The organism is Teichococcus globiformis (genome assembly GCF_042646265.1).
Lineage (GTDB): Bacteria > Pseudomonadota > Alphaproteobacteria > Acetobacterales > Acetobacteraceae > Pseudoroseomonas > Pseudoroseomonas globiformis.
Window position 1 is genome coordinate 673,933 of record NZ_JBHRTN010000018.1, and the last position, 23,223, is coordinate 697,155.

Sequence of the window (23,223 nt, forward strand, 5' to 3'; positions counted from 1 at the left end):
CGCGCTCAGGCGCGCTCCTGCACCTTGGACGGCTGCTGCGACGGGCCACGACGGTCCAGCGGCAGCCCCGTCAGTTCGCGCAGCGCGGCAGCCAGAACCCCTTCCGAGAGCGGCTTGCGCAACAGCGCCGTCCGCCCCTGCCCGCCGCTGGTCGCCCATCCGCCGGGCAGGCTGCCATAGCCGGTGGCGAACAGCACCGGGACGTTCCGGCGCACCAAAAGATCGGCCAGTGGGAACACCGCCTGGCCGTTCAGGTTCACGTCGAGCACCGCACCAGCCAGCTCTTCCTCGCCGGTGGCCAGTTCCATGGCCCGCTGCAAGGTGGCGGCCGGGCCGACGACGATGAAGCCCAGGCGCCGCAGCTTGCTTTCCAGCTCCATGGCTACAAGCGGCTCATCTTCGGCCAGCAGGATGCGGCGCGGGCCCAAAGGCACCGGCATGTCCTGCGGTGCCGGCGGCGCCAGGGCCGGCGTTCCCGAGATGGACACAGGACCGCGCAGCGAAATACGCTCGGCGGCGATGGTCATGGCGCAATGCAGCCCCTCGGGTCGCCACTCATAGGCAATGCGCCCGCGGAACTGGCTGCGCACTGTGGCATCCACCAGCCGCAGCCCGAATCCCCGGCGGGAAGGGCGTGTCAGCGGCGCGCCCGGCCCGACCTGCTCAACCCAGGCGATGCGCAGTGTGCCGTCCGGCGCCGCTTCCCATTGCACGGCGAGCCGTCCGCCCTGCCGCGCCAGCGCACCGTGGCGGATGGCGTTGGTCGCCAGTTCATGCGCCACCATGGAGGCGGCCTGCACCGCCTCGGGCGAGAGCCACACCCCCGGCCCACCGATCACAACCCGCCCGGCGGCAACAAAGGAGGCGAGCTCGGCCTCGAGCAGGTGGCGCAGATCGCTGCCGGTCCAGTTCTCTGCGGCCAACAGGGTATGGGCCCGGGCCAGGGCACCGACGCGCCCCTCCACCACGGCGGCGAAATCGGCCGGGTCCGGCGTCTCGGTCATGCGCAGGATCGACTGCACCACCGCCAGCGCGTTCTTGGCGCGGTGATCAACCTCCCGCATCAGCAGAATCTGCCGCTCCTCGGCAGCGCGCGGATCAGTGATGTCCTCGCCCGAGGCGACAATGGCGGAAAGCCGCCCCTCGGCATCGTGCAGCACGGCATTGTGCCAGGCGATGAGGCGCTCCTCGCCATCCGCCCGTAGCACCACACCCTCGCTATTGCCCCGGATGGGCTCGAAGCTGCCACTGGCGATGCGCCGGTACATCATGCGCATCTCCGGGCGGGCCTGCAGCGGAAGAAATTCGGACACCCAGTCGCGGCCGATCACCTCATCCTCGTGCGACAGGCCGAGCACCTCCAGGCCGCGCCGGTTGATGCCCTGGACCTTGCCATCCGGCCCCAGGATCAGCAGCATCACACCCGCCACGTCGAAATACAGCCGGGCCCGATCGCGCTCCGCCCTGAGGGCCTGGGCCGCGGCTTCCGCCGCCTGCAGCCGGCCCTCCGCCACCGCCCGACTATGGATCGCCTCCGCCGAGCGCCGCAATCCGAGCCGCAACGTCTCAAACTCGGCCACCGGCACGGGGCGGTGCAATTGCGGATGGCTGTGTCCGGCCGCCATGGCCTCGGCCTCCCCGGCCAGGGTGCTGAGCGGATGCAGCAGCCGACGAGCCAGCATCATGGCCAGGATCAATCCGGCCGCAAGCAGGGTGATGCCGCCGATCACCAGTCGCTCCACTGGCGTGCGCCACGCCGCCACATAGGAATCGAGCGGCACCGACACCAGCGCCGTCCAGGGCAGCCTTTCCAGCCGACGAAAGGCACTGACCACGGAACGGCCGTCGATCGTTGTGCCTTCCGCCATGCCATCCCGCTGGGAACCCACGGCCGAAGCGACCCAGAGCGAGGCCGGCTGTCCTCCAGCCGCGGCGTTGCCAAGGCTTCGGGCGATGATCATGCCCTCGGTGGCATGCACGGCAGCCGAAACCTCGCCGGGCCTCGCGCCGGACATCAGCTTCGCCAGGTGCCGCGAGTCGAAGGCCAGCACAACAACAAGCCGCGGATCGCCAAAGGAGGCCGTGATCCCCGGGCGCGGATGCACGGGTGCGAACACCGCCAACATCGGCCGCTGGGTGCGAGGCGTCAGGAACATGTCGCTGACCGCCGACTGGCCACTGGCCAGAACCTGGTCGATCCAGAGGCGGCCGCGGAACAGGGGCAGCTCCGTACCGAGCGGATGCTCGGTGCTGAACAGTTGGGTGCCGTCCTCGCGGACCACGGTCACCCATCCGCTGAAAGCCTCACCTACCAGCGTTGCGTGATCGTAGAACTCCTGGATATCGCCAGGGGAGGCTTTGGCGATGTGCCGCAAGGCTGGCCAAGCGGCAAGACCGGCGGCGCTGGTGGACAGCACTTCCAATTCACGGTCCAGTGCCAAGGCCACCGCCCGTGCTGATCCCCTCAGCCCGATCTCGACTTGCCGGCGCGACGATTCAGCGAGCTGCCAGGCCGTGGCCACGCCGGCGGCCAGCGCGGGCACCAGCACCAGCAGCACCAGCACCAGGAGGTGCAGCCGGAGCCCGAGCCTCGGCGTCAGCCGCTGCGAACGTACCGGTCCTTCACCCGCGCCGCGCAGCATCCCGCTCTCCCTCTCCCGCTGGGGCCTGGAGTTGTTCCGCCATCTGCCGGCCCGTCATGGGGCGCGCGCATTTCATGCAGATGGCCGGCGCGACACGGTTCTCATGTCGGTCCAGGCAGCCACCACCTTCCCCGGAGCCATGAAGCCGGCAGAGGGCAGCATCAGGAAGCGAGTTCGAGCCATCATCACAACCATCAGTATGGGGGCACCTTAACCTTTGCCCTCCCCCCCTGAAACATCTTCCTGAACACCGAAGCGTCAATTCTTGAGGGATTCTGCCCCCTGAGGCAGAAATGCATAGCATCTTAGACGCGCGGCACGACTCAAGATCTCCGGCAAAACACCCGGGTGGGGGTGCCAGACGCCCGCTTCTGTCGCGACGGTGGCGACATCTGCGGCAGCGCCGCTGCCAGATCGTTTCGGCCTCCACTGGCCTCACGCCCTCTGGCCAGCCTGATGACCCATATGGAGGTCGCGCGTCGCCTGTTTCCCAGGGGGAGAACACAATGCCTCGCCAGGGATTGGTGCCGTCACGCCAACGGGACTTCCCCCGCAACACCGGGCGATCCCGAGCCAGTGCAGCAGGGATCCGGCAGGCGCTTCAACCGCGCCTGCCATGCAGCCCCCCATGACCTCAGGGCACCTCGGCCACACGCTGCAACCGGACCCGGCTGGGCCGCCGGCCAGCCATGCTTTCCACCGTCAGCATCAGCTCGCCACCAGCCACGTGATCGCCCTGCACCGGCAAGCGGCCCAGACGCCACATGAGGTAGCCGGCGACGGTAGAATAACGCCCGGCGGCATCCGCCAACCGCGAACCAAGCGCCTGGTCGACGCTGTGGAGGTCGAGTTGAGCATCGACCATCCAGCTTTCCTCGTCCTCCGCCTCCAGCAGCGGCTTCCCGTCCTCGCCTTCCTGGAAGGTACCGGCAATCGCCTCGAAGATATCGGTGGGCGTCGCAACGCCCTCCACCGTGCCGAACTCGTCCAGGATGATGGCCAGCTGCACAGGGGCGCTGCGCAGCCGTTCCATCAGCTGCAGCACGTCCAGGCCTTCATGCACCAGAAGTGGCGCGCGAACCGAACGCTCCGGGTCGATCCGTCCCTTTTCCAGCAGATCGCGCAGCAGATCCTTGGCCAGGGCAATGCCCACGATCTCCTCGATCTCCCCGCGTGCCACCACAAACCGGGAACGGCCGCTCGCGATGATGATCCGCCGATGCTCCTCTGGCGTGGCCTCCACATCGATCCACGCCACCTCGTTGCGCGGCGTCATGATGGACCGCACGGGGCGTTCCCCGAGCCCCATCACGCCCTGCACCATGGACCGCTCCTGCGGTCCGAAGATCGGCTCCTCCTGCGCGGCGCCGGGCTCGTCCCCGGTGCCTGGGGCCGGTTCCTCGGGACGGCCGCCACCCAGCAGGCGCAGCACCGCCATGGCCGTGCGGTCGCGCATGTCGCCGCTGGACAGCAGCTTCTCCCGGTTGCGGCGGGCCAGCTGGTTGAATGCCTCGATCAGCACGGAGAAGCCGATTGCGGCGTAGAGGTAGCCCTTGGGGATGTAGAGGCCCAGTCCTTCCGCGATCAGGCTGAAGCCGATCATCAGCAGGAAGCCCAGACAGAGGATCACCACCGTCGGATGCGCCGAAACGAAGCGCATCAGTGGCTTACTGGCGGCGACCATCACGATCATTGCCGTGATCACGGCGATGTACATGATCGACAGGTGCTGCACCATGCCGACCGCGGTGATCACCGAGTCGAGCGAGAACACGGCATCCAGCACCACGATCTGCGCCACCACCTGCCAGAAGCTCGCCCACACCTTGGGTCCCTGCTTGACCCCGTGATCGCCTTCCAACCGCTCGTGCAGCTCAGAGGTCGCCTTGAACAGCAGGAACAGGCCACCCAGCACCAGGATCAGCCCACGTCCGGTCACCTCGTAGCCGGCGACGTTGAACAGCGGTGCCGTCAGCCCAACGATCCAGGCGATGCTGGCCAGCAGGATCAGCCGCATCCCCAGCGCAAGGGACAGGCCGATGATGCGCGCCTTGTTGCGCTGCTCCGGCGGCAGCTTGTCGGCGAGGATGGCGATGAAGATGAGGTTGTCGATGCCGAGCACCAGCTCCAGCACGATCAGCGTCCCGAGACCCAGCCAGGCTGTCGGGTCGGCGATCCATTCCATGGTCGGTTCAGTTCTCCGGAAGAAAAAGTCGTTGGTCGCGCGGCGTTACGGCAGCCGGGCGGCGAGGCTGACGGCCGTATCGCGCAGCAGCCCGGCATCGGCCGCGCCCGTAAGCGCGAAGCCAAGTCCTTCCTGCCGCCAGTAGGCGACTGGCTCGCCCTCGCGCGGGACGGCGAGGCGCAGACCGCGCTGGCCCTCGGCGTGCTGCACCAGCAGCGAGAAGGGGCCGCCACGCGGCGTTCGGAACACCAGCAGGACGCTCATGCCATGCGTGGCAGGGAAAAGCTGTGCGTCCAGGATGCGCCAGGCGACGGGCCATTCGGGCAAGGCGATCCCGGTGGCCGCCAGCATCTCCGACCGATCGAGGTCGGGCGCCTCAGGCTGCGACGGCATGGCGGCGCGCAGCATCGCGGCGCGGTGCGCCTGCACTGCTTCTTGCACATGGTGCGGCACAGGCCCCGCGGCCTCGCCCACTTCGCCCCGGGCGGCGAGCCAGCCCAGCGCCACGCAGCCCAGGGCCACCGCCGCATGGCGCAGCCCGCGCATCAGCGGCACTCGCGTCAACCCACGCCCCAGGCGCTCGGCCGCCGCGACGCTGCCCGCCCTGGTCGTCGCCTGCTCTCGCGCGGCCAGTCGCAGCGCATCGCGCACCCGCAGATCGGCCATGACCTGGGCCGCCAGCTCCGGGCGGGCGGCCAGCCATTGCTCCACCCGGATACGTCCTGCCATGTCGAGCTGGTCGTTCAGATAGGCGTCCAGCTCCATCTCGGACACGGGTTCATCGATCAGGGTCATGCGAAGCTCCCACGATGCGAAGGGAGGGGCGATGGTCCGCCGGCACCGGCTGTTCCGCGTGGCGCAATCCGGCCCGAACACGGCTGACGCGTGACATCACCGTGCCGGCCGGCACGTTCAGGATCTCCGCCGCCTGTCCGTAGGACAGCCCTTCCAGCGCCACCAGGTGAAAGGCGGCGCGCTGATCCTCGGGCAGGGACAGGTAAGCCCGGTGGATGCGACCGAGTTCCAGCGCGTGCTCCTGGGCCGGGCCGGCATGCTCGACGGCCAGCGTGCCGAGGGCGGCAATGCGCGCCTGTTCGGACGCCCGGCTGCGCCACCCATCGATGAAGGCATTGTGCAGGATGGCCAGCAGCCAGGCCGCCAGGTCCTGTCCGGGCTGGAATCCAGCCCGCCGGTCATAGGCGCGCAGCAGCGCGGTCTGCACCAGATCCTCGGCATCGGCGGCATGCCGCGTCAATGCCCACGCATAGCGTTGCAGCACACCCAGATGCGCCGTGACGTCAAACCGCTTCCAGCCGAGGCCCATGCGCAGCATACGGAGCGGAGCCGCCTTTTCTTCCATGCCCAGTCCGATTTTTTTGCAGACGCGCGGCTGCTATCGCGTGTCCCTGTTTTGTTCTAAAATCAAGCCATGGCCAAATCCGCCTCTCGATTCATCTGCCAGAATTGCGGCGCGGTGCATCCGCGCTGGCAAGGCCGCTGCGATGGCTGCGGCGAATGGAACACCATCGCCGAGGAAAAGCCCGAGCCCATCCGCGCACCCGGTCCGGCCGGCAAGTCGCAAGGCGGACGGGCCCTGGAGTTCGTCGGTCTCAAGGGTCGCGCCGCACCACCCCCGCGCACCCGCACCGGGCTCGAAGAACTGGACCGCGTGCTGGGCGGCGGTTTCGTCCCCGGTTCGGTGGTGCTGGTGGGCGGCGATCCGGGCATCGGCAAGTCCACGATCCTGCTGCAGGCCGCCGCCCGCATCGCTAGCGGCGGAAAGCGCGCTCTCTATATCTCGGGCGAGGAGGCGATCGACCAGGTGCGGCTGCGCGCCCTGCGCCTCGGCCTGACGGAAAGCCCGCTCGGCCTCGCCGCTTCCACCAACCTGCGCGACATCGCGGCCAGCCTGGAGGAGGAGGCGGACTGCACGCTGGTGATCATCGACTCGATCCAGACGGTGTGGCTCGACAGCCTCGACTCGGCACCCGGCACGGTCAGCCAGGTGCGCGCCTGCGCCGCGGAGCTGACGCGGCTGGCCAAAACCCGCAACTTCGCCGTTGTGCTGGTGGGCCACGTCACCAAGGAAGGCACCCTGGCCGGGCCCCGGGTGCTGGAGCACATGGTGGACGCCACGCTGTACTTCGAAGGCGATCGCGGCCACCAGTTCCGCATCCTGCGCGCGGTGAAGAACCGCTTCGGCGCGACCGACGAGATCGGCGTGTTCGAGATGACCGACAAGGGTCTGATGGAGGTCGCCAATCCTTCCGCCCTGTTCCTGGCCGAACGGCGCGGCAACATTTCCGGCAGCGCCGTCTTCGCCGGCATGGAAGGCACGCGCCCCGTGCTGATGGAAATCCAGGCGCTGCTTTCCCCTTCCGCTTCCGGCGGTTCTCCCCGCCGGCAGGTGGTGGGCTGGGATTCGGGGCGGCTCGCCATGCTGATGGCCGTGCTGGAATCACGCTGCCGCGTCAGCCTCGGGCAGAACGATGTCTACCTGAACATCGCCGGCGGCTTGCGCATCAATGAGCCGGCAGCCGACTTGGCCGTCGCCGCCGCCCTGGTCTCGGCTGCGCTGGACCGACCGACCGACCCCGACCGCGTTTTCTTTGGCGAGGTCGGCCTGTCCGGCGAGGTGCGGCAGGTCTCGCAAACCGACCTGCGCCTGCGGGAGGCCGCCAAGCTCGGCTTCGCCGCCGCCACCACCCCCCGCCGGGTGGCCCGCAACGGCCGGGCGCCGGCGGCCGGACCAGACGGGCTGAAACTGTCCGAGGTCGGGCACCTGGCCGACCTGGTCGCGCCTCTCGCCGCCGCCGCTGCGCAGCGCGGCCCGGCGAAGCCCGCCGAGGAGCCGTGACTTCGCAGCCCCGCTTGGCTATAGGCTGGCGGCCATGACCTGGGTCGATGCCATTGTCCTGGCGGTGATGGTCCTCTCGGCCTTCGTCGCCTTCTACCGCGGCTTGGTACGCGAGGTCCTGGGCGTCGGCGCCTGGATCGGCGCGGCCGTGCTGGCGCTGTCTTTCACCGGGCGTGCCTCCTCCCTGGCGGCCAGCTTCATCCAGCCCGCATGGCTGGCCGAACTCATCGCCGCCGCCACGATCTTCCTTGTCGCGCTCATCGTGCTGAAGTTGTTGATCGCCTGGTTCGCGGCGCTTGTCCGTGCCTCCGTGCTCGGGGGTCTGGATCGCGCGCTCGGCATGGTGTTCGGCCTCGCGCGGGGTGCTTTTCTGCTGGTGCTGGCCTATATCCTCGGCGGTCTGGTGCTGCCTGCCGTCGATCGCTGGCCAGAGCCGGTGCGTCAGGCCCGTTCACTGCCGATTGTGGCGGACCTGTCCGACAAGCTTGTGTCGCATCTGCCGCCGGAGTATCGCCCGCGACTTCCGGACATGCCGCCCAGCAGCATGCCGGCCATGGACGAATTGCTGCGTCCCCCGGCACGGAACCGCGGCTGAACGCCCCGGCCCGGCGCCTGCTTCCTCCGGCCTTCGCCCTTGCCTGGGTGCCGGCCGGTCAGCCTTCCCCGGGCCGGCGGCATCGCCAGGGCCGGATCGTCGATGCGCCCCCCTGTGACGCCTCCGGCTGCGCCCTTCCAAGGCACCCGAAGGTGGGAGATGAGGACTACGATGCAGCCCCTGGCCTCCACCAACCCGCATGACGAGGATGACGGATTCCACGAGGAATGCGGCGTTTTCGGCGTCTGGAACGCGACGGACGCGGCGGCGCTGACCGCCCTGGGCCTGCATGCCCTCCAGCATCGCGGGCAGGAGGCCTCGGGTGTCGTCACCCTGTCCGACCACAGCACCGATCAGGGCGAGTTCCACGCGCATCGTGGCCTCGGGCTTGTTGGCGACATCTTCGGCGATGCCAAGGTGATGGCGCAGCTCAAGGGGCGCTGCGCCGTTGGCCACAACCGCTACGCCACCACGGGCGAGACGGCGCTGCGCAATGTCCAGCCGCTCTTCGCCGATTTCGAGTTCGGCGGCCTGGCAGTCGCCCACAACGGCAACCTGACCAACGCCACGGCGCTGAAGCGCGCCCTGGTACGCCGTGGCTGCCTGTTCCAGAGCACCACCGATTCCGAAGTGTTTGTCCACCTCATCGCCATCAGCCTCTACGCCAACGTCGTGGACCGGTTGATCGACGCGCTGAAGCAGGTGCAGGGCGCCTACTCCCTTGTTGCGCTTCATAATGGTGCACTGATCGGTGCGCGCGATCCGTTGGGCGTCCGTCCGCTGGTGCTCGGTCGCATCGGCCCCGAGGTCGGCGGCAGCTACGTCCTGGCCAGCGAGACATGCGCCCTGGACATCGTCGGCGCCGAGTTCGTGCGCGACATCGAGGCGGGCGAGATCGTCGTCATCGATGAGAACGGCCTGCGTTCCATCCGCCCCTTCGGCCGGACGCAGAGCCGCTTCTGCGTCTTCGAATACATCTATTTCGCTCGCCCGGATTCGGTGGTCGAGGGCACGCCGGTGTATGGGACACGCAAGCGCATTGGCGCCGAGCTGGCCCTCGAAAGCCCGGTGGAAGCCGACGTGATCGTGCCGGTGCCCGACTCCGGAGTACCGGCGGCCATGGGCTACGCCGCCGAAAGCGGACTGCCCTTTGAGCTGGGCATCATTCGCAACCATTACGTGGGTCGCACCTTCATCGAGCCTACCGACCAGATCCGCCACCTCGGCGTGAAGTTGAAGCATTCGGCCAACCGCGCCATGCTCGAAGGAAAGCGCGTGATCCTGGTGGATGATTCCATTGTGCGCGGTACCACCTCCAAGAAAATCGTTGAGATGGTCCGGCAGGCAGGCGCCCGCGAGGTGCATATGCGCATTTCCTCGCCCCCCACCACTCATCCCTGCTTCTACGGCATCGACACGCCGGAACGTGCCAAGCTGCTGGCTGCCAATCACGATGTGGAGGAAATGGCCCGCATCATCGGCGCCGACAGTCTGGCCTTCATCTCGCTGGACGGCATGTACCGCGCCCTTGGCCGTCCGGGGCGCGACAGCGAGAACCCCGGCTATTGCGATGCTTGCTTCACGGGCGACTACGCCATTCCTTTGACCGACCTCATCGGGCATCCGGAGCGCGAGCCCGCCCTGCTCGCCGCAAACGGGCAGTAGGCGCGTGGCCGGTCCGCTTGCGGGGCAGATCGCCCTGGTCACTGGCGCCAGCCGCGGCATCGGCGCGGCCCTGGCCATCGAGCTGGGGCGGCGCGGCGCGCATTGCGTGCTGGTCGCCCGCACCCAGGGCGGCCTGGAGGAAACCGACGACGCCATCCGCGCGGCGGGGGGCAGCGCCACCCTGCTGCCCTTCGACCTGGCCGGCAAGGAAGCCGACAAGATCGACAGCTTCGGCCCCTCCCTGGTCGAACGGTTCGGGAGGCTTGACATTCTGGCGCATGTGGCGGGGGCCCTGGGCAGCCTGACGCCCATCGCGCACATTCAGCCCCGCGACTGGACGCAGCTGATCGGCGTCAACGTGAATGCGAGCTGGCGGCTGATCCGTTCCTGCGATCCGCCGTTGCGCGCCGCGCCTGCCGGCCGCGCCGTTTTCGTCACCACGGGCCGGGTGCAGCGTCCGAAGCCCTACTGGGGCCCTTACGGCGCGACCAAGGCGGCCATGGAGCACTTGGTCAGAACCTGGGCGATGGAAGTCGAGGCCTCGCCGCTGCGGGTGAACCTTTTCGACCCCGACATCGTGGCCACCAAGATGCGCGCCACGGCCATGCCGGGCGAAGACCCTTCCACCATTGCGCAGCCCGCCGATGTGGCCCCTGGTCTGGCCGATCTGTGCATGCCGGGCGAGACGCGCAACGGTGCCACGGTGATGTTTAGGCCCGGCTGATCCCGGCCACCCGGCGCATCAGGACCACCGGGCCGCAGGGAAGCACAACCCTCGCGGCCCGCACCCATCCCAGCCCTTCGTAAAGACCTTCCGCTCCGGCGGTGTAGAGCCACAAGGCTCCCTCCCCTTGTCGCGCGGCCTCCTCTTCCACCGCCGCGACGAGGCGGCGCGCGTGGCCGCGCCCGCGATATTCCGGGGCCACATATAACCCCGCCAGCCAAGGCGCGAGATCCGGCCGTTCCTCCAGATCCCGCGCCGCCAGGCTCGCCGTCCCGGCTGGAACGCCGTCTTCCAGCAGCACGAAGCTTTGCGGCAGGGATGATGGCCCGGCGGCCGTCGCGACCAGCGCCTCGACCTCAGCCAGGCCGGTGCCTCCCTCCCGCCAGAACGCCTCCCACAGCCAGGATGCCACCACCGGCGCCAGATCAGGCCGCGTGGCCAGGCAAACAATCTCCATATCGGCACCTCCGCAAAAAGGCAGACCTCACTAGGCTCCGCCTATGCCATCAGGTAAGCACTAATCAATTCTACATCCGGCCATGCTCCGCCTCCGGCATTCCGTGGAAATAGAGGCGCGGCCTTGCTTGACGGCGCCCGGCCGTTTGAGGCAGATGCGTTGCATGTCCGCGATGATCATCATCAAGCGCATTACCAAGACGACCGCTCCGGCGGGGCGTTCTCTGGGGCATGCGCGGTGAGGACCACGGCATAAACCAGAAGGCCCCGCCGGAGACGGATGGGGCTGGCAAGGCACCGTCTCTCCCGGCCCACGCAAGAGAGACAGCATGCTCACCCTCGAAGACGCCGCCAGCTCCCAGCCGCATCAGCGCGTGGCGGACAACCCGGTCGTCGCCATCGTCGGCGCCACCGGCGCGGTCGGCGTCGAACTGCTGCACTGCCTGGAGGCACGCGGCTTTCCCCTCTCCCGCCTCAGGCTGCTTGCCTCGCCGCGCTCCGCCGGCAAGACCATGCGCTTCAAGGGCCAGGACCTCACGGTGGAAGCGTTGGACGAATCCTCGTTCGACGGCGTGCACATCGCGCTCTTCTCGGCCGGCTCGGGCATTTCCAAGCGCTTCGCCGCCGCCGCGGTGAAGGCAGGCGCCGTGGTGGTGGACAATTCCTCGGCCTTCCGCATGGATGCCGAGGTACCGCTGGTGGTGCCCGAGGTGAACGCCGCCGCCATGGCCGCCCATCGTGGCATCATCGCCAATCCCAACTGCGTTGCCGCCATCGCCACTGTGGCGCTGGCGCCGCTGCAGGCCCGCTTCCGCATTCGGCGCCTACACGCCGCGACCTACCAGGCGGCCTCCGGCGCCGGCGCTGCGGCCATGGAGGAATTGCGCGAGTCAACCGCCGCCTACCTGCGCGGGGACAGCTTCGAACCGAAGGTGCTGCCGCACCCTTACGCCTTCAACTTCTTCAGCCACAATGCCGATATGGACCCCGAGAGCGGCTACAATGGCGAGGAGCTGAAGGTGGTCGCGGAAACCCGCCGCATCATGGGACTGCCGGAACTACCGATCGGCATCACCTGCATTCGCGTCCCGATCCTGCGCGCGCACGGCATGGCGCTGACAGTGGAGTTCGAGGAGCCGGTCACGCCCGAGCAGGCCCGCGCCGCCTACGAGGGCGCGGCGGGGGTGAAGCTGGTCGATGACCGCGCCCGCAACTATTTCCCCATGCCGTCCGACGCTTCGGGACAGGACGATGTGCTGGTGGGCCGCATCCGCGCCGATCTCGGCGATCCCTCGGGCCGCTCCATCGCACTCTTCGTGGTGGGCGACCAGCTGCTGAAGGGCGCCGCGCTCAACGCCGTGCAGATCGCCGAGGCGCTGCTGAAGCGGTGAAACTGTTGCGGGGCGGCCGCGCCGCCCCGCATGCCGGCCTCAGCGCCAGGCGGACAACGTGCCGTTATCCGACAGCAGGACCAGGGTCTCCTGGGCCACGGCGCCCGGCAGGGTGGTGCTGCCCGGCAAGCTCAGCCGTCCCGTGACCTGCCCGGAAGACGGGTTGATCTGCAGTGCCTCGCCCTTGCTGGAAGGCAGGATCAGCACGCCGCCCGCCAGGATGGGGGCGGCGAAGCTGGCGGGCTCGTCATCGCGCTCCTTGCCCTCTGGCGGTGTATTCAGGTCGGTGATCCAGCGCACGCGGGCGTCCTCGCGCCCCATGGCCACCAGCGTGCCGTCGCCTCCAACGAGGAACAGCCAATCCCCCACCGGAAGCGGCGTCTCGGTGCCACCGAGCTCACGCTCCCACAGCCGACGACCGGAACGCAGGTCGACGGCCATGGAGGTGCCGCCCATGCCGATGGCATAGACCCGCCCGTCCTGGATCACCGGCAAGCCGCGCACCCCGAAGATTTCGGCGAGCCCGCCCAGCCCGGCACCGGCCAGGCTTTCGGTCCAGATGATCTGCCCATCCTCGGGCCGCAGTGCGATCAACTCGCCCGAAGGAAAGCCAGCCACCAGGAAATCCTCGAACACGGCCGGGGACGGCAGGCCCAGCGGTACGGCGGGCGTCGCCTGGCTGCCATAGCTCCAGAGCTGTCGCCCATCCTCCGCGGACAACGCTGTCAACCGCCCGTCGATACCCGGCACGAAGACGCGGCTGCCTGCGATGGCGGGCGCGCCGCGCGAGGGCGCCGACAGGCCAACGCGCCAGCGCGGCTTGCCGGTGGCAGGGTCCAGCGCCATCACCTCCGCCATGCCGGTGGCGACATACAGCGTTCCATCGGCGAAGGCGCAGCCTGCACCCACGGCGCCGGTGCTGTCGTCATCCGGCCTGGTGTCGAAGCGCCAGCGGCGGCTGCCAGTGTTGAGGTCAAAGGCCGAAACCTGCCCATAGGCGTCGGCGGCGAAGACCTGGCCTTCAGCGATCACCGGCCCCGCCGTCAGGCGACGACGGTAGGCGCTTCCGCTGCCCGCCGACGCCCGCCACAAACGGCCCGGCGAAGCTGACAGGGCGGCATGCCCTGGCGAATGGGTGACATTCCCGCCCGGCTGCGGCCAGGCCGCCCCGGCAGCCGGCGGCGGCAGGCTGAACGGGCCGCCGGCAGCGGCGTTGTCCACCGAAAGCCCACGGCGTTCCGCCATGATGGACCGCCGCTCGCCCGGCAGCTTGTCCTTCTGGGTACCGAACCAGCTGTCGATGGTGCTGCAGCCCGCCAGCATGCCCGCGCCACCCAGCAGCGCGGCGCGTCGCGTCCAGATCGTCCCGCTCATCAGACCCCCATTCCCGCCGCCAGCCTTTCCGCCCGCTCGCGTACGCCCCGGGGGGCCGTCACGTCGCCGGCAAGGGTTTCCAGAATGCGCTTCGCCTCATCCCGATCGCCGCGCCGCAGCGCGATCAATCCCTGCATCTCGCGCGCCGAGGCGCTCCAGGCCTGCCCAGTCGCCGCCAGCGGCTGAATGCGTGATGCCAGCGCCGCCGGGTCCTGCGAATCGAGCCCGTGCAGCACCCACATCAGGCTGCCGAGATCACGGTAGAGCTGCGGCGCGGAGGCATCGGCGGCCAGCTCGTCCCAGATGGCGAGTGCCGCGGCACGGTCGCCGGTTTCCGCTTTCAGGGCAGCGGCACGCAGCCGGGCCAGGACACGGTACCCGGTGGGACTCTCAGCGGCGAGGGCGCCGAATCGCTCACCCATGGCGCGAAGATCGGCGCCCTCGGCCTCGGTGGCGCGGTTCAGCTCCAGAAAGGTGGTGGCGAGCCGGTCGGCCTCGCGCTGCTGGTACCATTGCCAGCCCTGCCAGCCACCGATGCCCAGCAACGCCAGCAGGGCCAGCCCCGCCGCCATGCCGCCATACCGCATGCCGAGCTTGCGTGCCCGCTCGGCCCGCAGCTCCTCCTGCACTTCGTCGAAGATATCCGGCAAGGTCCGGCCCCAATTCGAAAACGGCGCGGACCATAGCCGCCTGCGCCGCCCACGTTAAGGGCGACGCTTGCTACGGGGTCCGCGATGATGCCGGGCCTTGGCCTCGGCGACAGCGGCCGAAGCGTCAGCGGAACCGGACCGTACGGCCCTGAGGCTCGCCCTGCACCTCGTCCTCACGCATGGCCACATGCCCGCGAATGATGGTCATCACCGGCCAGCCCGTCACCTTCTGGCCGGCAAAGGGCGTCCAGCCGCAGGGCGAGGCGATCCAGCTTTCCTCGATGGTGCGGCCGCGCTTCATGTCCACCACGGTGAAATCGGCATCGTAGCCGGCCGAGATCCGCCCCTTGCTGAGCGCGCCATAAACCCGCGCCGGTCCGTCCGCCATCAGCTCCGCCATGCGCGTCAGCGTCAGCCGGCCGGCATTCACATGGTCCAGCATGATGGGCGCCAGGGTTTGCACTCCAGTCAGCCCCGCCGCCGTCTGCGGCCAGGGCTTCTCCTTGTTGGCGCGGGAATGCGGCGCATGGTCGGAGCCGATGCAATCCACCCGGCCATCCGCCACTGCGGCCCAGGCCGCCGCCATGTGCCGCGCATCGCGGATCGGCGGGTTCATCACCGCGTAGCCGCCCAGCCGCTCATAGGCCTCGTCGGTCTGCGACAGGTGGTTGACCAGCAGCTCCACCGTCGCGATGTCGCGGTAATCGCGCAGGTAGTCCAGCTCCTCGGCGGTGGACACGTGGAGGATGTGCGCCGGGCGATCGGTCTCGCGCGCCAGCGCCATCAGCCGCCGGGTGCCGAGCAGCGCGCATTCCACGTCGCGCCACTCGGCATGCAGCCTGTGCGGGCCGCCGGCGGCGTAGAGTGGCTTGCGCTCCTGCAGCCGGTACTCGTCCTCGGAATGGTAGCAGATGCGGCGGCGGCCCGACCGCATCACCCGCTCCAGCGAAGCATCGTCCTCCACCAGCAGGTCCCCGGTGCTGCTGCCGGCAAAGACCTTGATGGCGCAAACATCCGGCTCCAGCTCCAGCGCGGCCAGGGCGGCGATGTTGGATTTGCCGGCACCGACATAGAAGCCGATGTCGCACCAGGACTTGCCCTGGACATAGGCCCGCTTGTCTTCCAGCGCCTTCTGGCTGGTGATGGACGGGGTGGTGTTCGGCATGTCGAACACGGCGGTGATGCCGCCCAGGATGGCCGCCCTGGTACCGGTCGGAATGGTTTCCACCGCCGGATCGCCAGGGTCGCGCAGATGCACATGCGGGTCGATCAAGCCTGGCAGCACATGCAGCCCAGCACAATCGATCACCTCGGCGGCACCGGCGGCACCAAGGTCGCCAATGGCCGCGATCCGCCCCGCTTGCACCGCCACATCGGCCGCCACCTCGCCCCATGGCAGCACGCAGGTGCCGCCCCGCAGAATAAGATCGTACTGGGTCATGGCGGCTGGCTCCTGCAGGTTGCGGGGAAGAAAGGCTGGTCTATGACGTTTCATGAAAGGCGGCCAGGGGGCGGAACGCGGCGTCCTGGATCCAAAGCGCGGAATTCCATGGGACGTCGGCCCTCTCGAACCCGCATTGCCGAAGGCCGGCACACCTTCGGATAGGCGTTCATGGCGCCTTCAGCGCCCCCCCTGGCGAGAGGGCGGCGAGGCCGCCGGACCGCGCCCGTGAGCGCTGGTCGGGAACGACGTCTCCGCAAGGGTGGGGTTGAGGGGCAGGATCCCTCAACCCCGGCCCATCAGCCGCAAACCTCGGCCAAGGCACGGTCAATGGCGGAGGTGATGGTGTCGATGTCATCCGGCGTCGCGATCAGTCCGGGACTCAGGCAGAGCGTGTTGTTCAGCCCGGGCAGGGAGCGGTTGGTCATGCCGATGATGACGCCGTGCTCGCGGCACTTGGCGACCACGGCGGCGACCTTGGCCTCGGCCAGCGGCTCCTTGGTCGTGCGGTCGGCCACCAGCTCAGCGCCGTAGAACAACCCCTTGCCGCGCACGTCCCCGACGACCCGGTGCTTCTCCATCAGCGCGCGGAGATTGCCGTCCAGCCGCTCACCCATGGACACCGTGTTGGCCAGCAGGCCCTCATCCTCGATGATCCGCATGTTCTCCAGTGCAGCCGCAGGACCGGCCAGGCACCCGCCATAGGTCGAGATATCGCGGAAATAGCTCATCGGGTCCGAAGGGTTGTCCTTGAACATCTCGAACACCGCCTCGGTGGTCACGGTGCAGGAGATGGCGGCGTAGCCCGAGGCCACTCCCTTGGCCATGGTGACGAAATCAGGCTTCACCCCGTATTGCTGGTAGCCGAACCAGGTGCCGGTGCGGCCCAGGCCGCAAACCACCTCGTCGATATGCAGCAGGACCTCGTACTTGCGGCAGATCTCCTGCACCCGCTCCCAGTAGCCCTTGGGAGGCGTAATGACGCCGCCACCCGCGGTGATCGGCTCCAGGCAGAGCAGGCCCACCGTGTCGGGCCCTTCGCGCAGGATGACGTCCTCGATCGCGTTGGCGGCGGCCAGGCCATAGTCTTCCGCATCCGGGTACTGGTTGCGGTATTCCAGGCAATGCGGCACCTCGACGAAGCCTTCCGGAAATGGTCCGTACTGCTCGGCCCGCTGCGGCTGGCCGCATGCGGCGAGCACGGCAATGGTGGTGCCGTGATAGTCGCGCTCGCGAAACAGGATCTTGGACTTGCGGCCGCCGTGATGACGCGCGGAAATCTGCCGCACCATCTTGAAGACCTTCTCGTTCGCCTCGGAACCCGAGTTCGAATAATAGACCCGGGTCAGTCCCGGCATCTTCTCGATCAGCTTCTGCGCGAAGCGCGCCCCCGGCTCGCTGCCCGCGGCGCCCGCGAAATAGTTCAGCTTCACCAGCTGGTCGCGCACAGCGTTGGCGATGGATTCGCGGCCATAGCCCACATTCACCGTCCACACGCCGCCCGCCACAGCGTCGAGATACTCGCGCCCCTTGGCGTCCCAGATGCGCAGCCCCTTGCCCTCGATCATGATCGGCGGGTCGCTCGTCTCGTACTGCTTGTGCTGCGACAGGTGATGCCAGACATGGGCGCGATCCGCCTCGATGATGCCGGCAATGTCGTTGGGCTTGGGGACGAAGTTCATGATCGGTCCTTCAACGGTCCCGCCGGGCCGCCCACGGCGCGGGAATGGAGAAAAGCCGGCGGGCGGCTCGATGCGTCAGGGGCCATTCGCGTCGCGGGCGGGACATGTGCCCCGGTCGGGACCACCTGTCAGTTGATCACCGGCGTCGGCGGCACGTTCAGCGGCGCGGAAACATCCAGGGGGTTGGCGATGAACAGCCCTGGCTCCGGGTAGTAATCGACGAACATGTTGATCCGCGCGTTCTTGCCCTTGTTCCGGGTCGAATGCCGCATGCGGTTGTTGAAATCGTAGGCATGGCCCTTGAGCATGGTGAATTTCCGCCCGTCGATCTTGTATTCGACGCTCGGCGTGCTGCTCAGCGACACATGGATGCGGTGGGCCTTCACGGCCATGAGCTGCCCGTCAATATGCGGCGGCACCTGCGTGCCGCCTCGCAGCCGCACCAGTGCCACGCGGGTGACCACGCCGCGCGGCTTCTTCAGCGGCGCGATGGCCTGCTGCACCACCGGCTCCAGCACGTCCTTGTACCGGTTCCAGTCGGGCATGGTGAAAACTGGCCAGAGATCGGTGTTTTCCTTGGCAATCGGCAGGTAGGGACGATGGTCGATCCCCTTTTCCTTGGCCCAGACGAACACCAGGTCCTCGAAGGTCAGGATGCCGGTGCGGCTGGCGGAGGGATGCCACTCGGTCTTGAACAGAATGTTGTCGGCGGCGTCGTGAACTCCGGCCGAGAGCATGTCGCGGCGGAAATTGTTGCCGGTCCAGTCTTCCTCGGTCAGCGTCTCGATCATCTTCAGCACGCCGGAAACATCGACCGGCCCCAGGTCGCGCAAAGGTACTCCGATATCCATAGGCCTTGTCCCCCTTCTCTTGCGGACGTTGCTCCCGCCTCGAGGGGCAAGTCAACGCCCCCTGCCCGACCCCAGTGTCCTGCATGCCAGCAAGGCGGCGCGGCGGGGGCGCCGCGCGTGGTTTCGGTTCCCCGCGCCCCGGTTCCGGGCTAAAGCCAGCCTCATCATGCTCCCCCGTATCGCCATCATCGGCCGGCCCAACGTCGGCAAGTCCACGCTGTTCAACCGCCTTGCGGGCCGCAAGCTCGCCATCGTGGACGACACGCCCGGCGTCACCCGCGACCGCAAGGAGGTCGAGGCGCGCCTTGGCGGCCGTGCCGTGCTGCTGCTGGATACGGCAGGGCTGGAGGAAGCACCGCCCGACACCGTGGCCGGCCGCATGCGCGCCTCCTCGGAGGTCGCCATCCGCCAGGCCGACCTGGTGCTGTTCGTGATCGACGCCCGCACCGGGCTGACGCCCTCCGACCGCGCCTTCGCCGCCTGGCTGCGGCGCCAGCCCACCCCCGTGCTGCTGGTCGCCAACAAGACCGAGGGCCGCGGCGGCGGCATGGCCGCCATGGAGGCCTATGAGCTCGGCCTCGGCGATCCGGTGGCCATCTCCGCCGAGCATGGCGAGGGCATCGCCGACCTTCACACCACCGCCGCCGAACTGCTGCCTGAGGAAGAGGACCCCGAGGCGCGGGACCGTGACCGGCCGCTGCGCCTGGCCATCGTCGGCCGCCCCAATGCCGGCAAGTCCACCCTGCTGAACGCCCTCCTCGGCGAGGAGCGCATGATCACCGGTCCCGAACCCGGTCTGACCCGCGACGCCGTGGCCGTGCAGTGGGAGGATGACGAGGGCAAGGTGCGGCTGGTGGACACCGCCGGCATGCGCAAGAAGGCCCGGATCAGCGAGAGCCTTGAGCAGATGTCGGTGGGCGCGACCATCGGCGCACTGAAGGAAGCGGAGGTCGCGGTGCTGGTGCTCGACGCCACCCTCGGCATGGACGAGCAGGACCTGCGCATCGCACGCCTGGCCGAGCGCGAAGGCCGGGCCGTTGTGATCGCCTACAACAAGTGGGACGCCGTGGAGGATCGCGCCGCCGCACGGCAGGTGCTGGAAGACACGCTGCAAACCTCCCTGGCGCAGCTCAAGGGCATCGCCGTGGTCGCCCTCTCGGCCATGACCGGACGCGGCGTGGACAAGCTGATGCCCACGGTGCGCCGCACCATCGAGCGCTGGAACCGCCGCATTCCCACCGGCGAGCTGAATCGCTGGTTCGAGGGCGCGGTGGCCAAGCACACGCCTCCATTGGCCGATGGCCGCCGCATCAAGCTGCGCTACGCCACCATGCCGAAGGCCCGCCCGCCCACCATCGCCGTGTTCGGCCCCCGCGCCGAGGACCTGCCGGAGGATTACCGCCGCTATTTGGTGAACAGCTTCCGCGACACCTTCGACATGCCCGGCGTGCCGATCCGTCTTCACGCACGGGGCGGCAAGAACCCCTTCGTCGAGGAATAGCGGGCGGGGGGCGGGCTCAGGAGCGCGCCACCAGCGCGCCTCCGGCCATCATCGGCAGGCTGACCGGAACGGCGAAGACACAGGCCGTGCCTGGTCGCTCAGCCGTTCTTCATGGTCATGTCGCCGTTAAGGTCGATGCGGCTTCCGGTCGCCGCCGAGCGGTAGAGGGCCTCGATGATGCGGATGTCCCGCAGCCCCATCTCACCCGGCGCATCCACTTCGCCATTGCTGGCGATGGCTTCCGAAAGGTGGTCCATCACGCTGGTGAACTGCTCGGCGCTGGTGGCCTCGGAAAGGATCTGGCGCTGTTCCTCGGCCGTGGAGACGATGAGCTTATTGTCCTTGTAGGCCGTAGCCGGGTCCAGCACCGCCACCGCCTTGTCGCCCCACAGATCGATGCGCTTCTTGTCCGCCGTGTAGCCGGAGGAGATGTTGGCCCGTGCGCCGGACGGAAACACCAGCTGCGCCTGCACGATGTTCTCGACCTCGGCGAAGCGGTCGTCATCGGGTGGCGAATGGAGTGTGGCGGCAACCGAGACAGGGCTTTCGCCGAGGAACCAGATCAGCCCGTTGATCGAGTAGATGCCGATATCCACCAGCGAGCCCCCACCGGCGATCGCCTTGCGCACCCGCCACTGGTCGCGTGGCTGCGAAGGCTTCAACGGCCTGTGGTGATCGGCGGAGGCGAACCATACCTTGCCCAGCTCGCCGGCCCGCAGCATGTCCCGGGCGCGCATGTTGTGCGGCTCGAAATGGGCGCGGTAGGCGACCATGAGCTTGCGGCCCGCCGCCTTGGCCGCGTCGATCATGCGCTGGCACTCGGCCGGAGAGTTCGCCATCGGCTTCTCGCACAGCACATGCTTGCCGGCCTCCAGCGCGCGCACCGTCAGCTCGGCATGGGTGGAGTTGGGCGTGATGACATAGACCACCTGCACCGCCTGGTCGTCGCTAAGCCCCGCCATGTCATAGCCGTAGCGATGCTGATCGCTGATCCCGTAGCGGGCACCAACCTGCCGCAGCTTCTCGGGACTGCCCGAGATCAGCCCCGCTGGGCGGGACATCAGGGCGCGGCCAAGAGCGGGCAGCATGTAAGCCTGTGCGAAATGCCCGAGCCCTGCCACCGCCCAGCCGATACGACGATCCTCCGCCTGCTGAGGCGGGCATTCAAGCTCGGGCTCCGGACGTCCAGTCGGGCCGGCGGGAATGCTTTCGCCAGTAGCAGCAGCTGAGGCCTGCGCCGCCGCCGGAACGGCCATCAACGCTCCCAGCGAGCTGACAAGGGTGCGGCGCGAGGCAGCAGGCAAGCGGTTCTCTGGCAAGATCATGGCCCCGGTTGTGGATGCAGCGCAAACCCCTACCCGGTCATCCTGTTTCTTCACGCCCGCGTTGAGCACAAGCCCGGCCTTTAGAAGACTGCGTCTCCTGCTACCGCAGATTGAGGTAGTGGAAGGTGTCACCCTCCGGCAGGACGCCTTCCACATGACGACGATGCCACAGCGCGTAGAACAACAGATGCCAGGCAGCGAAACCCTCCCGCTTGCCGGAGGCTGCCCGAAACAGCGCCGCCACCCTTTCCGGGCGTGCGATCTCCATCACTCCGGGCTGTGCCGCCACCAACGGCCCCAGCGCCTCGCCCCGCGACGCGATCCAGGCGCCGATCGGCACGGTGAAGCCCTGCTTCGGCTTGTGCGGGTCGGCGGCCGGAAAGTTCCGCGCCAGCCATTCGCGCAGCAGCCACTTGCCGGTATGACGACGTACCTTCAGCCCATCCGGCAGGCGAAAGGCCGCCTCGGCGACAGCGGTGTCGAGAAAGGGCGTACGCCCTTCCACGCCATGCGCCATCAGGCAGCGATCGAGCTTGATCAGCAGATCGTTCGGCAGCCAGTCGGCCATGTCCAGGGCCTGTGCTGCCATCAGGCGGGTCCGCCCCGGCGTGGCCGCAGCCGATTCGGCGGCCGCAATGCCGTCGCGCCAGCCGGTCGGCTCCCTCCGCAGCACATCCACCCGGTCGAAGGCCCCCCGTGTGCGCGGCGCCTTGCCCCCCAGCCACCAGGGGCGCATGGCGGCGCGATAGCGGCCATAGCCGCCCAGGATCTCGTCCCCGCCCTCGCCCGAGAGCACCACCTTCACCTCCTGCCGCGCCCGCCGAGCCAGGAACCAGGTGGGGATGATGGCGTAGTCGGCCGCCGGGTCGTCCATGGCGGCAACGATCTCGGGCAGGTGTTTCCACACCTCGGCCTCGGTCACATGCACCGTCTCGTGCTTCGCGCCGGCGGCCCGGGCGAAGCCGGCGGCGCGCTCGCGCTCATCCGCCGCGCCCTGGACGTCGAAGCCGGCGGTGAAGGCGCGCACAGGCGCCTCGTTCAGCCGAGCCATCATGGCCAGCACCGCCGCGCTGTCCGTGCCGCCGGACAGGAACATGCCATAGGGCACGTCGCTCCGCTGGTGCATCTCCACGCTGTCACGGAAGGCGGCGTCGAAGCGGGCCAGCGCCTCGTCCTCCGTGGCGGCGACCGGGCCGCCCTCAGGCAGGGCAGCGCGGTGGCGGCGTTCCAGTACCTTGCCCTCGGCCAGGGCGATGCTCTCCCCCGGCAGAACGCGGTTAATGCCCTCAAAAATGGTTTCGGCACCGGTGGTGAACTGCATCTGCAACAGCTCGGCACGCGACTCGGCCCGTACCCGGGGGCGCACCAGCCCTGCCGCGACCAGTGCCTGTGCCTCGGACGCAAAGGCGACGCCTCCCGGCACTTCCGCCATGTAGAGCGGCTTGATGCCGAAGGGGTCGCGCGCCAGCACCACCTGCCGGGCCGAGCGGTCATGGATGGCCAGGGCGTACATGCCGCGCAACCCGTCGGCGAAGGCCACCCCGTCGCGGCGGTACAGATGCAGCGGCGGCTCGCAATCGCTGCCGGTGGCGCAGCCGAGCTGGTAGGTCTCTCTCAGCTCCCGGTAGTTGTAGACCTCGCCATTGCCGACCAGCGCAGCCGGCCCGGCGAAAAGCGGCTGGTCGCCAGTCTGCAGGTCGATGATGGCCAGCCTGGTATGCGCCAGCGCCACATTCGCAGCCACATGGTGCCCACCGCCATCGGGCCCGCGATGCGCCAGCGCCTGGGTCAGCCTTTGCAGGGTGGTGGCGTCGGGGGTCTGCCCCTGGCGCAGGATCAGGCCGGCAATGCCGCACATGCAGGATTATGGCTCCACCCGCCCGG

General features: G+C 68.6%; 18 protein-coding genes. 6 read left to right on the forward strand and 12 right to left on the reverse strand.

The window, feature by feature from the left end; translation table 11 throughout:
• Positions 1-5: 5 nt before the first annotated feature.
• From ACFOD4_RS17430 to ACFOD4_RS17445, 4 genes are all read right to left on the reverse strand, one after another.
• Positions 6-2,642 carry an HWE histidine kinase domain-containing protein gene (locus ACFOD4_RS17430; protein WP_379598445.1) on the reverse strand — a complete coding sequence of 879 codons (2,637 nt, stop codon included), beginning with the start codon at positions 2,640-2,642 and terminating at the stop codon, positions 6-8.
• Positions 2,643-3,276: 634 nt separating this feature from the next.
• On the reverse strand, positions 3,277-4,827 hold the full coding sequence (locus ACFOD4_RS17435; RefSeq protein ID WP_379598446.1) for a TerC family protein: 1,551 nt from the start codon (positions 4,825-4,827) through the stop codon (positions 3,277-3,279).
• A gap of 45 nt (positions 4,828-4,872) precedes the next feature.
• Positions 4,873-5,622 carry an anti-sigma factor family protein gene (locus ACFOD4_RS17440; protein ID WP_379598448.1) on the reverse strand — a complete coding sequence of 250 codons (750 nt, stop codon included), beginning with the start codon at positions 5,620-5,622 and terminating at the stop codon, positions 4,873-4,875.
• On the reverse strand, positions 5,606-6,187 hold the full coding sequence (locus tag ACFOD4_RS17445; protein ID WP_379598449.1) for a sigma-70 family RNA polymerase sigma factor: 582 nt from the start codon (positions 6,185-6,187) through the stop codon (positions 5,606-5,608). The genes ACFOD4_RS17440 and ACFOD4_RS17445 overlap by 17 nt, the downstream gene beginning before the upstream one ends.
• 69 nt (positions 6,188-6,256) lie before the next feature.
• Here ACFOD4_RS17445 and radA point away from each other — a divergent pair, with 69 nt between their 5' ends.
• The 4 genes from radA to ACFOD4_RS17465 all read left to right on the forward strand — a co-directional run bounded on the left by radA (position 6,257) and on the right by ACFOD4_RS17465 (position 10,668).
• Positions 6,257-7,684, forward strand: a complete 1,428-nt coding sequence (gene radA / locus ACFOD4_RS17450) for a DNA repair protein RadA (protein WP_379598451.1) — start codon at positions 6,257-6,259, stop codon at positions 7,682-7,684.
• A 34-nt stretch (positions 7,685-7,718) separates the two neighbouring features.
• Positions 7,719-8,279, forward strand: a complete 561-nt coding sequence (locus ACFOD4_RS17455; protein WP_379598452.1) for a CvpA family protein — start codon at positions 7,719-7,721, stop codon at positions 8,277-8,279.
• 171 nt (positions 8,280-8,450) lie between these two features.
• Positions 8,451-9,944, forward strand: coding sequence for an amidophosphoribosyltransferase (gene purF, locus ACFOD4_RS17460; RefSeq protein WP_379598454.1), 1,494 nt, complete (start codon positions 8,451-8,453; stop codon positions 9,942-9,944).
• Positions 9,945-9,948: 4 nt separating this feature from the next.
• Positions 9,949-10,668, forward strand: coding sequence for an SDR family NAD(P)-dependent oxidoreductase (locus ACFOD4_RS17465; RefSeq protein WP_379598455.1), 720 nt, complete (start codon positions 9,949-9,951; stop codon positions 10,666-10,668).
• Here the strand turns inward: ACFOD4_RS17465 and ACFOD4_RS17470 are convergent.
• On the reverse strand, positions 10,655-11,125 hold the full coding sequence (locus tag ACFOD4_RS17470; RefSeq protein WP_379598457.1) for a GNAT family N-acetyltransferase: 471 nt from the start codon (positions 11,123-11,125) through the stop codon (positions 10,655-10,657). The two genes, ACFOD4_RS17465 and ACFOD4_RS17470, sit on opposite strands and share 14 nt — an antisense overlap.
• Positions 11,126-11,453: 328 nt before the next feature.
• Between ACFOD4_RS17470 and ACFOD4_RS17475 the strand changes: the two genes are divergently transcribed.
• Positions 11,454-12,515, forward strand: coding sequence for an aspartate-semialdehyde dehydrogenase (locus ACFOD4_RS17475; RefSeq protein WP_379598458.1), 1,062 nt, complete (start codon positions 11,454-11,456; stop codon positions 12,513-12,515).
• A 39-nt stretch (positions 12,516-12,554) separates the two neighbouring features.
• On the opposite strand, the gene ACFOD4_RS17480 is transcribed toward ACFOD4_RS17475, so the two are convergent.
• The 5 genes from ACFOD4_RS17480 to ACFOD4_RS17500 all read right to left on the reverse strand — a co-directional run bounded on the left by ACFOD4_RS17480 (position 12,555) and on the right by ACFOD4_RS17500 (position 18,513).
• On the reverse strand, positions 12,555-13,889 hold the full coding sequence (locus ACFOD4_RS17480; protein ID WP_379598460.1) for an outer membrane protein assembly factor BamB family protein: 1,335 nt from the start codon (positions 13,887-13,889) through the stop codon (positions 12,555-12,557).
• The gene (locus tag ACFOD4_RS17485; RefSeq protein ID WP_379598461.1) at positions 13,889-14,539 is read right to left on the reverse strand and encodes a tetratricopeptide repeat protein; all 651 of its coding nucleotides are present in this window, start codon (positions 14,537-14,539) and stop codon (positions 13,889-13,891) included. The genes ACFOD4_RS17480 and ACFOD4_RS17485 overlap by 1 nt, the downstream gene beginning before the upstream one ends.
• Positions 14,540-14,663: 124 nt before the next feature.
• On the reverse strand, positions 14,664-15,980 hold the full coding sequence (locus tag ACFOD4_RS17490) for a dihydroorotase (RefSeq protein WP_379598462.1): 1,317 nt from the start codon (positions 15,978-15,980) through the stop codon (positions 14,664-14,666).
• A 299-nt stretch (positions 15,981-16,279) separates the two neighbouring features.
• A complete protein-coding gene (locus ACFOD4_RS17495) occupies positions 16,280-17,662 on the reverse strand; it encodes an aminotransferase family protein (protein ID WP_379598463.1) in 1,383 nt (460 codons plus the stop codon).
• Positions 17,663-17,790: 128 nt separating this feature from the next.
• Positions 17,791-18,513, reverse strand: coding sequence for an aspartyl/asparaginyl beta-hydroxylase domain-containing protein (locus tag ACFOD4_RS17500; RefSeq protein WP_379598465.1), 723 nt, complete (start codon positions 18,511-18,513; stop codon positions 17,791-17,793).
• 166 nt (positions 18,514-18,679) lie between these two features.
• Here ACFOD4_RS17500 and der point away from each other — a divergent pair, with 166 nt between their 5' ends.
• Positions 18,680-20,014, forward strand: a complete 1,335-nt coding sequence (der, locus tag ACFOD4_RS17505; protein ID WP_379598466.1) for a ribosome biogenesis GTPase Der — start codon at positions 18,680-18,682, stop codon at positions 20,012-20,014.
• Between the two features lie 98 nt (positions 20,015-20,112).
• Here the strand turns inward: der and ACFOD4_RS17510 are convergent, their stop codons facing one another.
• The gene (locus tag ACFOD4_RS17510) at positions 20,113-21,318 is read right to left on the reverse strand and encodes a Gfo/Idh/MocA family protein (protein ID WP_379598467.1); all 1,206 of its coding nucleotides are present in this window, start codon (positions 21,316-21,318) and stop codon (positions 20,113-20,115) included.
• A gap of 121 nt (positions 21,319-21,439) precedes the next feature.
• On the reverse strand, positions 21,440-23,197 hold the full coding sequence (gene asnB, locus ACFOD4_RS17515) for an asparagine synthase (glutamine-hydrolyzing) (RefSeq protein WP_379598468.1): 1,758 nt from the start codon (positions 23,195-23,197) through the stop codon (positions 21,440-21,442).
• Positions 23,198-23,223 lie beyond the last annotated feature (26 nt).

Bases quoted from the DNA above. Each gene is read 5' to 3' on its own strand.
- ACFOD4_RS17480 (WP_379598460.1), bottom strand. From the start codon at position 13,889: ATGAGCGGGACGATCTGGACGCGACGCGCCGCGCTGCTGGGTGGCGCG.
- ACFOD4_RS17475 (WP_379598458.1), top strand. From the start codon at position 11,454: ATGCTCACCCTCGAAGACGCCGCCAGCTCCCAGCCGCATCAGCGCGTG.
- ACFOD4_RS17445 (WP_379598449.1), bottom strand. From the start codon at position 6,187: ATGGAAGAAAAGGCGGCTCCGCTCCGTATGCTGCGCATGGGCCTCGGC.
- ACFOD4_RS17435 (WP_379598446.1), bottom strand. From the start codon at position 4,827: ATGGAATGGATCGCCGACCCGACAGCCTGGCTGGGTCTCGGGACGCTG.
- ACFOD4_RS17440 (WP_379598448.1), bottom strand. From the start codon at position 5,622: ATGACCCTGATCGATGAACCCGTGTCCGAGATGGAGCTGGACGCCTAT.
- radA (WP_379598451.1), top strand. From the start codon at position 6,257: ATGGCCAAATCCGCCTCTCGATTCATCTGCCAGAATTGCGGCGCGGTG.
- ACFOD4_RS17500 (WP_379598465.1), bottom strand. From the start codon at position 18,513: ATGGATATCGGAGTACCTTTGCGCGACCTGGGGCCGGTCGATGTTTCC.
- ACFOD4_RS17495 (WP_379598463.1), bottom strand. From the start codon at position 17,662: ATGAACTTCGTCCCCAAGCCCAACGACATTGCCGGCATCATCGAGGCG.
- purF (WP_379598454.1), top strand. From the start codon at position 8,451: ATGCAGCCCCTGGCCTCCACCAACCCGCATGACGAGGATGACGGATTC.
- ACFOD4_RS17470 (WP_379598457.1), bottom strand. From the start codon at position 11,125: ATGGAGATTGTTTGCCTGGCCACGCGGCCTGATCTGGCGCCGGTGGTG.
- der (WP_379598466.1), top strand. From the start codon at position 18,680: ATGCTCCCCCGTATCGCCATCATCGGCCGGCCCAACGTCGGCAAGTCC.
- ACFOD4_RS17455 (WP_379598452.1), top strand. From the start codon at position 7,719: ATGACCTGGGTCGATGCCATTGTCCTGGCGGTGATGGTCCTCTCGGCC.
- ACFOD4_RS17490 (WP_379598462.1), bottom strand. From the start codon at position 15,980: ATGACCCAGTACGATCTTATTCTGCGGGGCGGCACCTGCGTGCTGCCA.
- ACFOD4_RS17430 (WP_379598445.1), bottom strand. From the start codon at position 2,642: ATGCTGCGCGGCGCGGGTGAAGGACCGGTACGTTCGCAGCGGCTGACG.
- asnB (WP_379598468.1), bottom strand. From the start codon at position 23,197: ATGTGCGGCATTGCCGGCCTGATCCTGCGCCAGGGGCAGACCCCCGAC.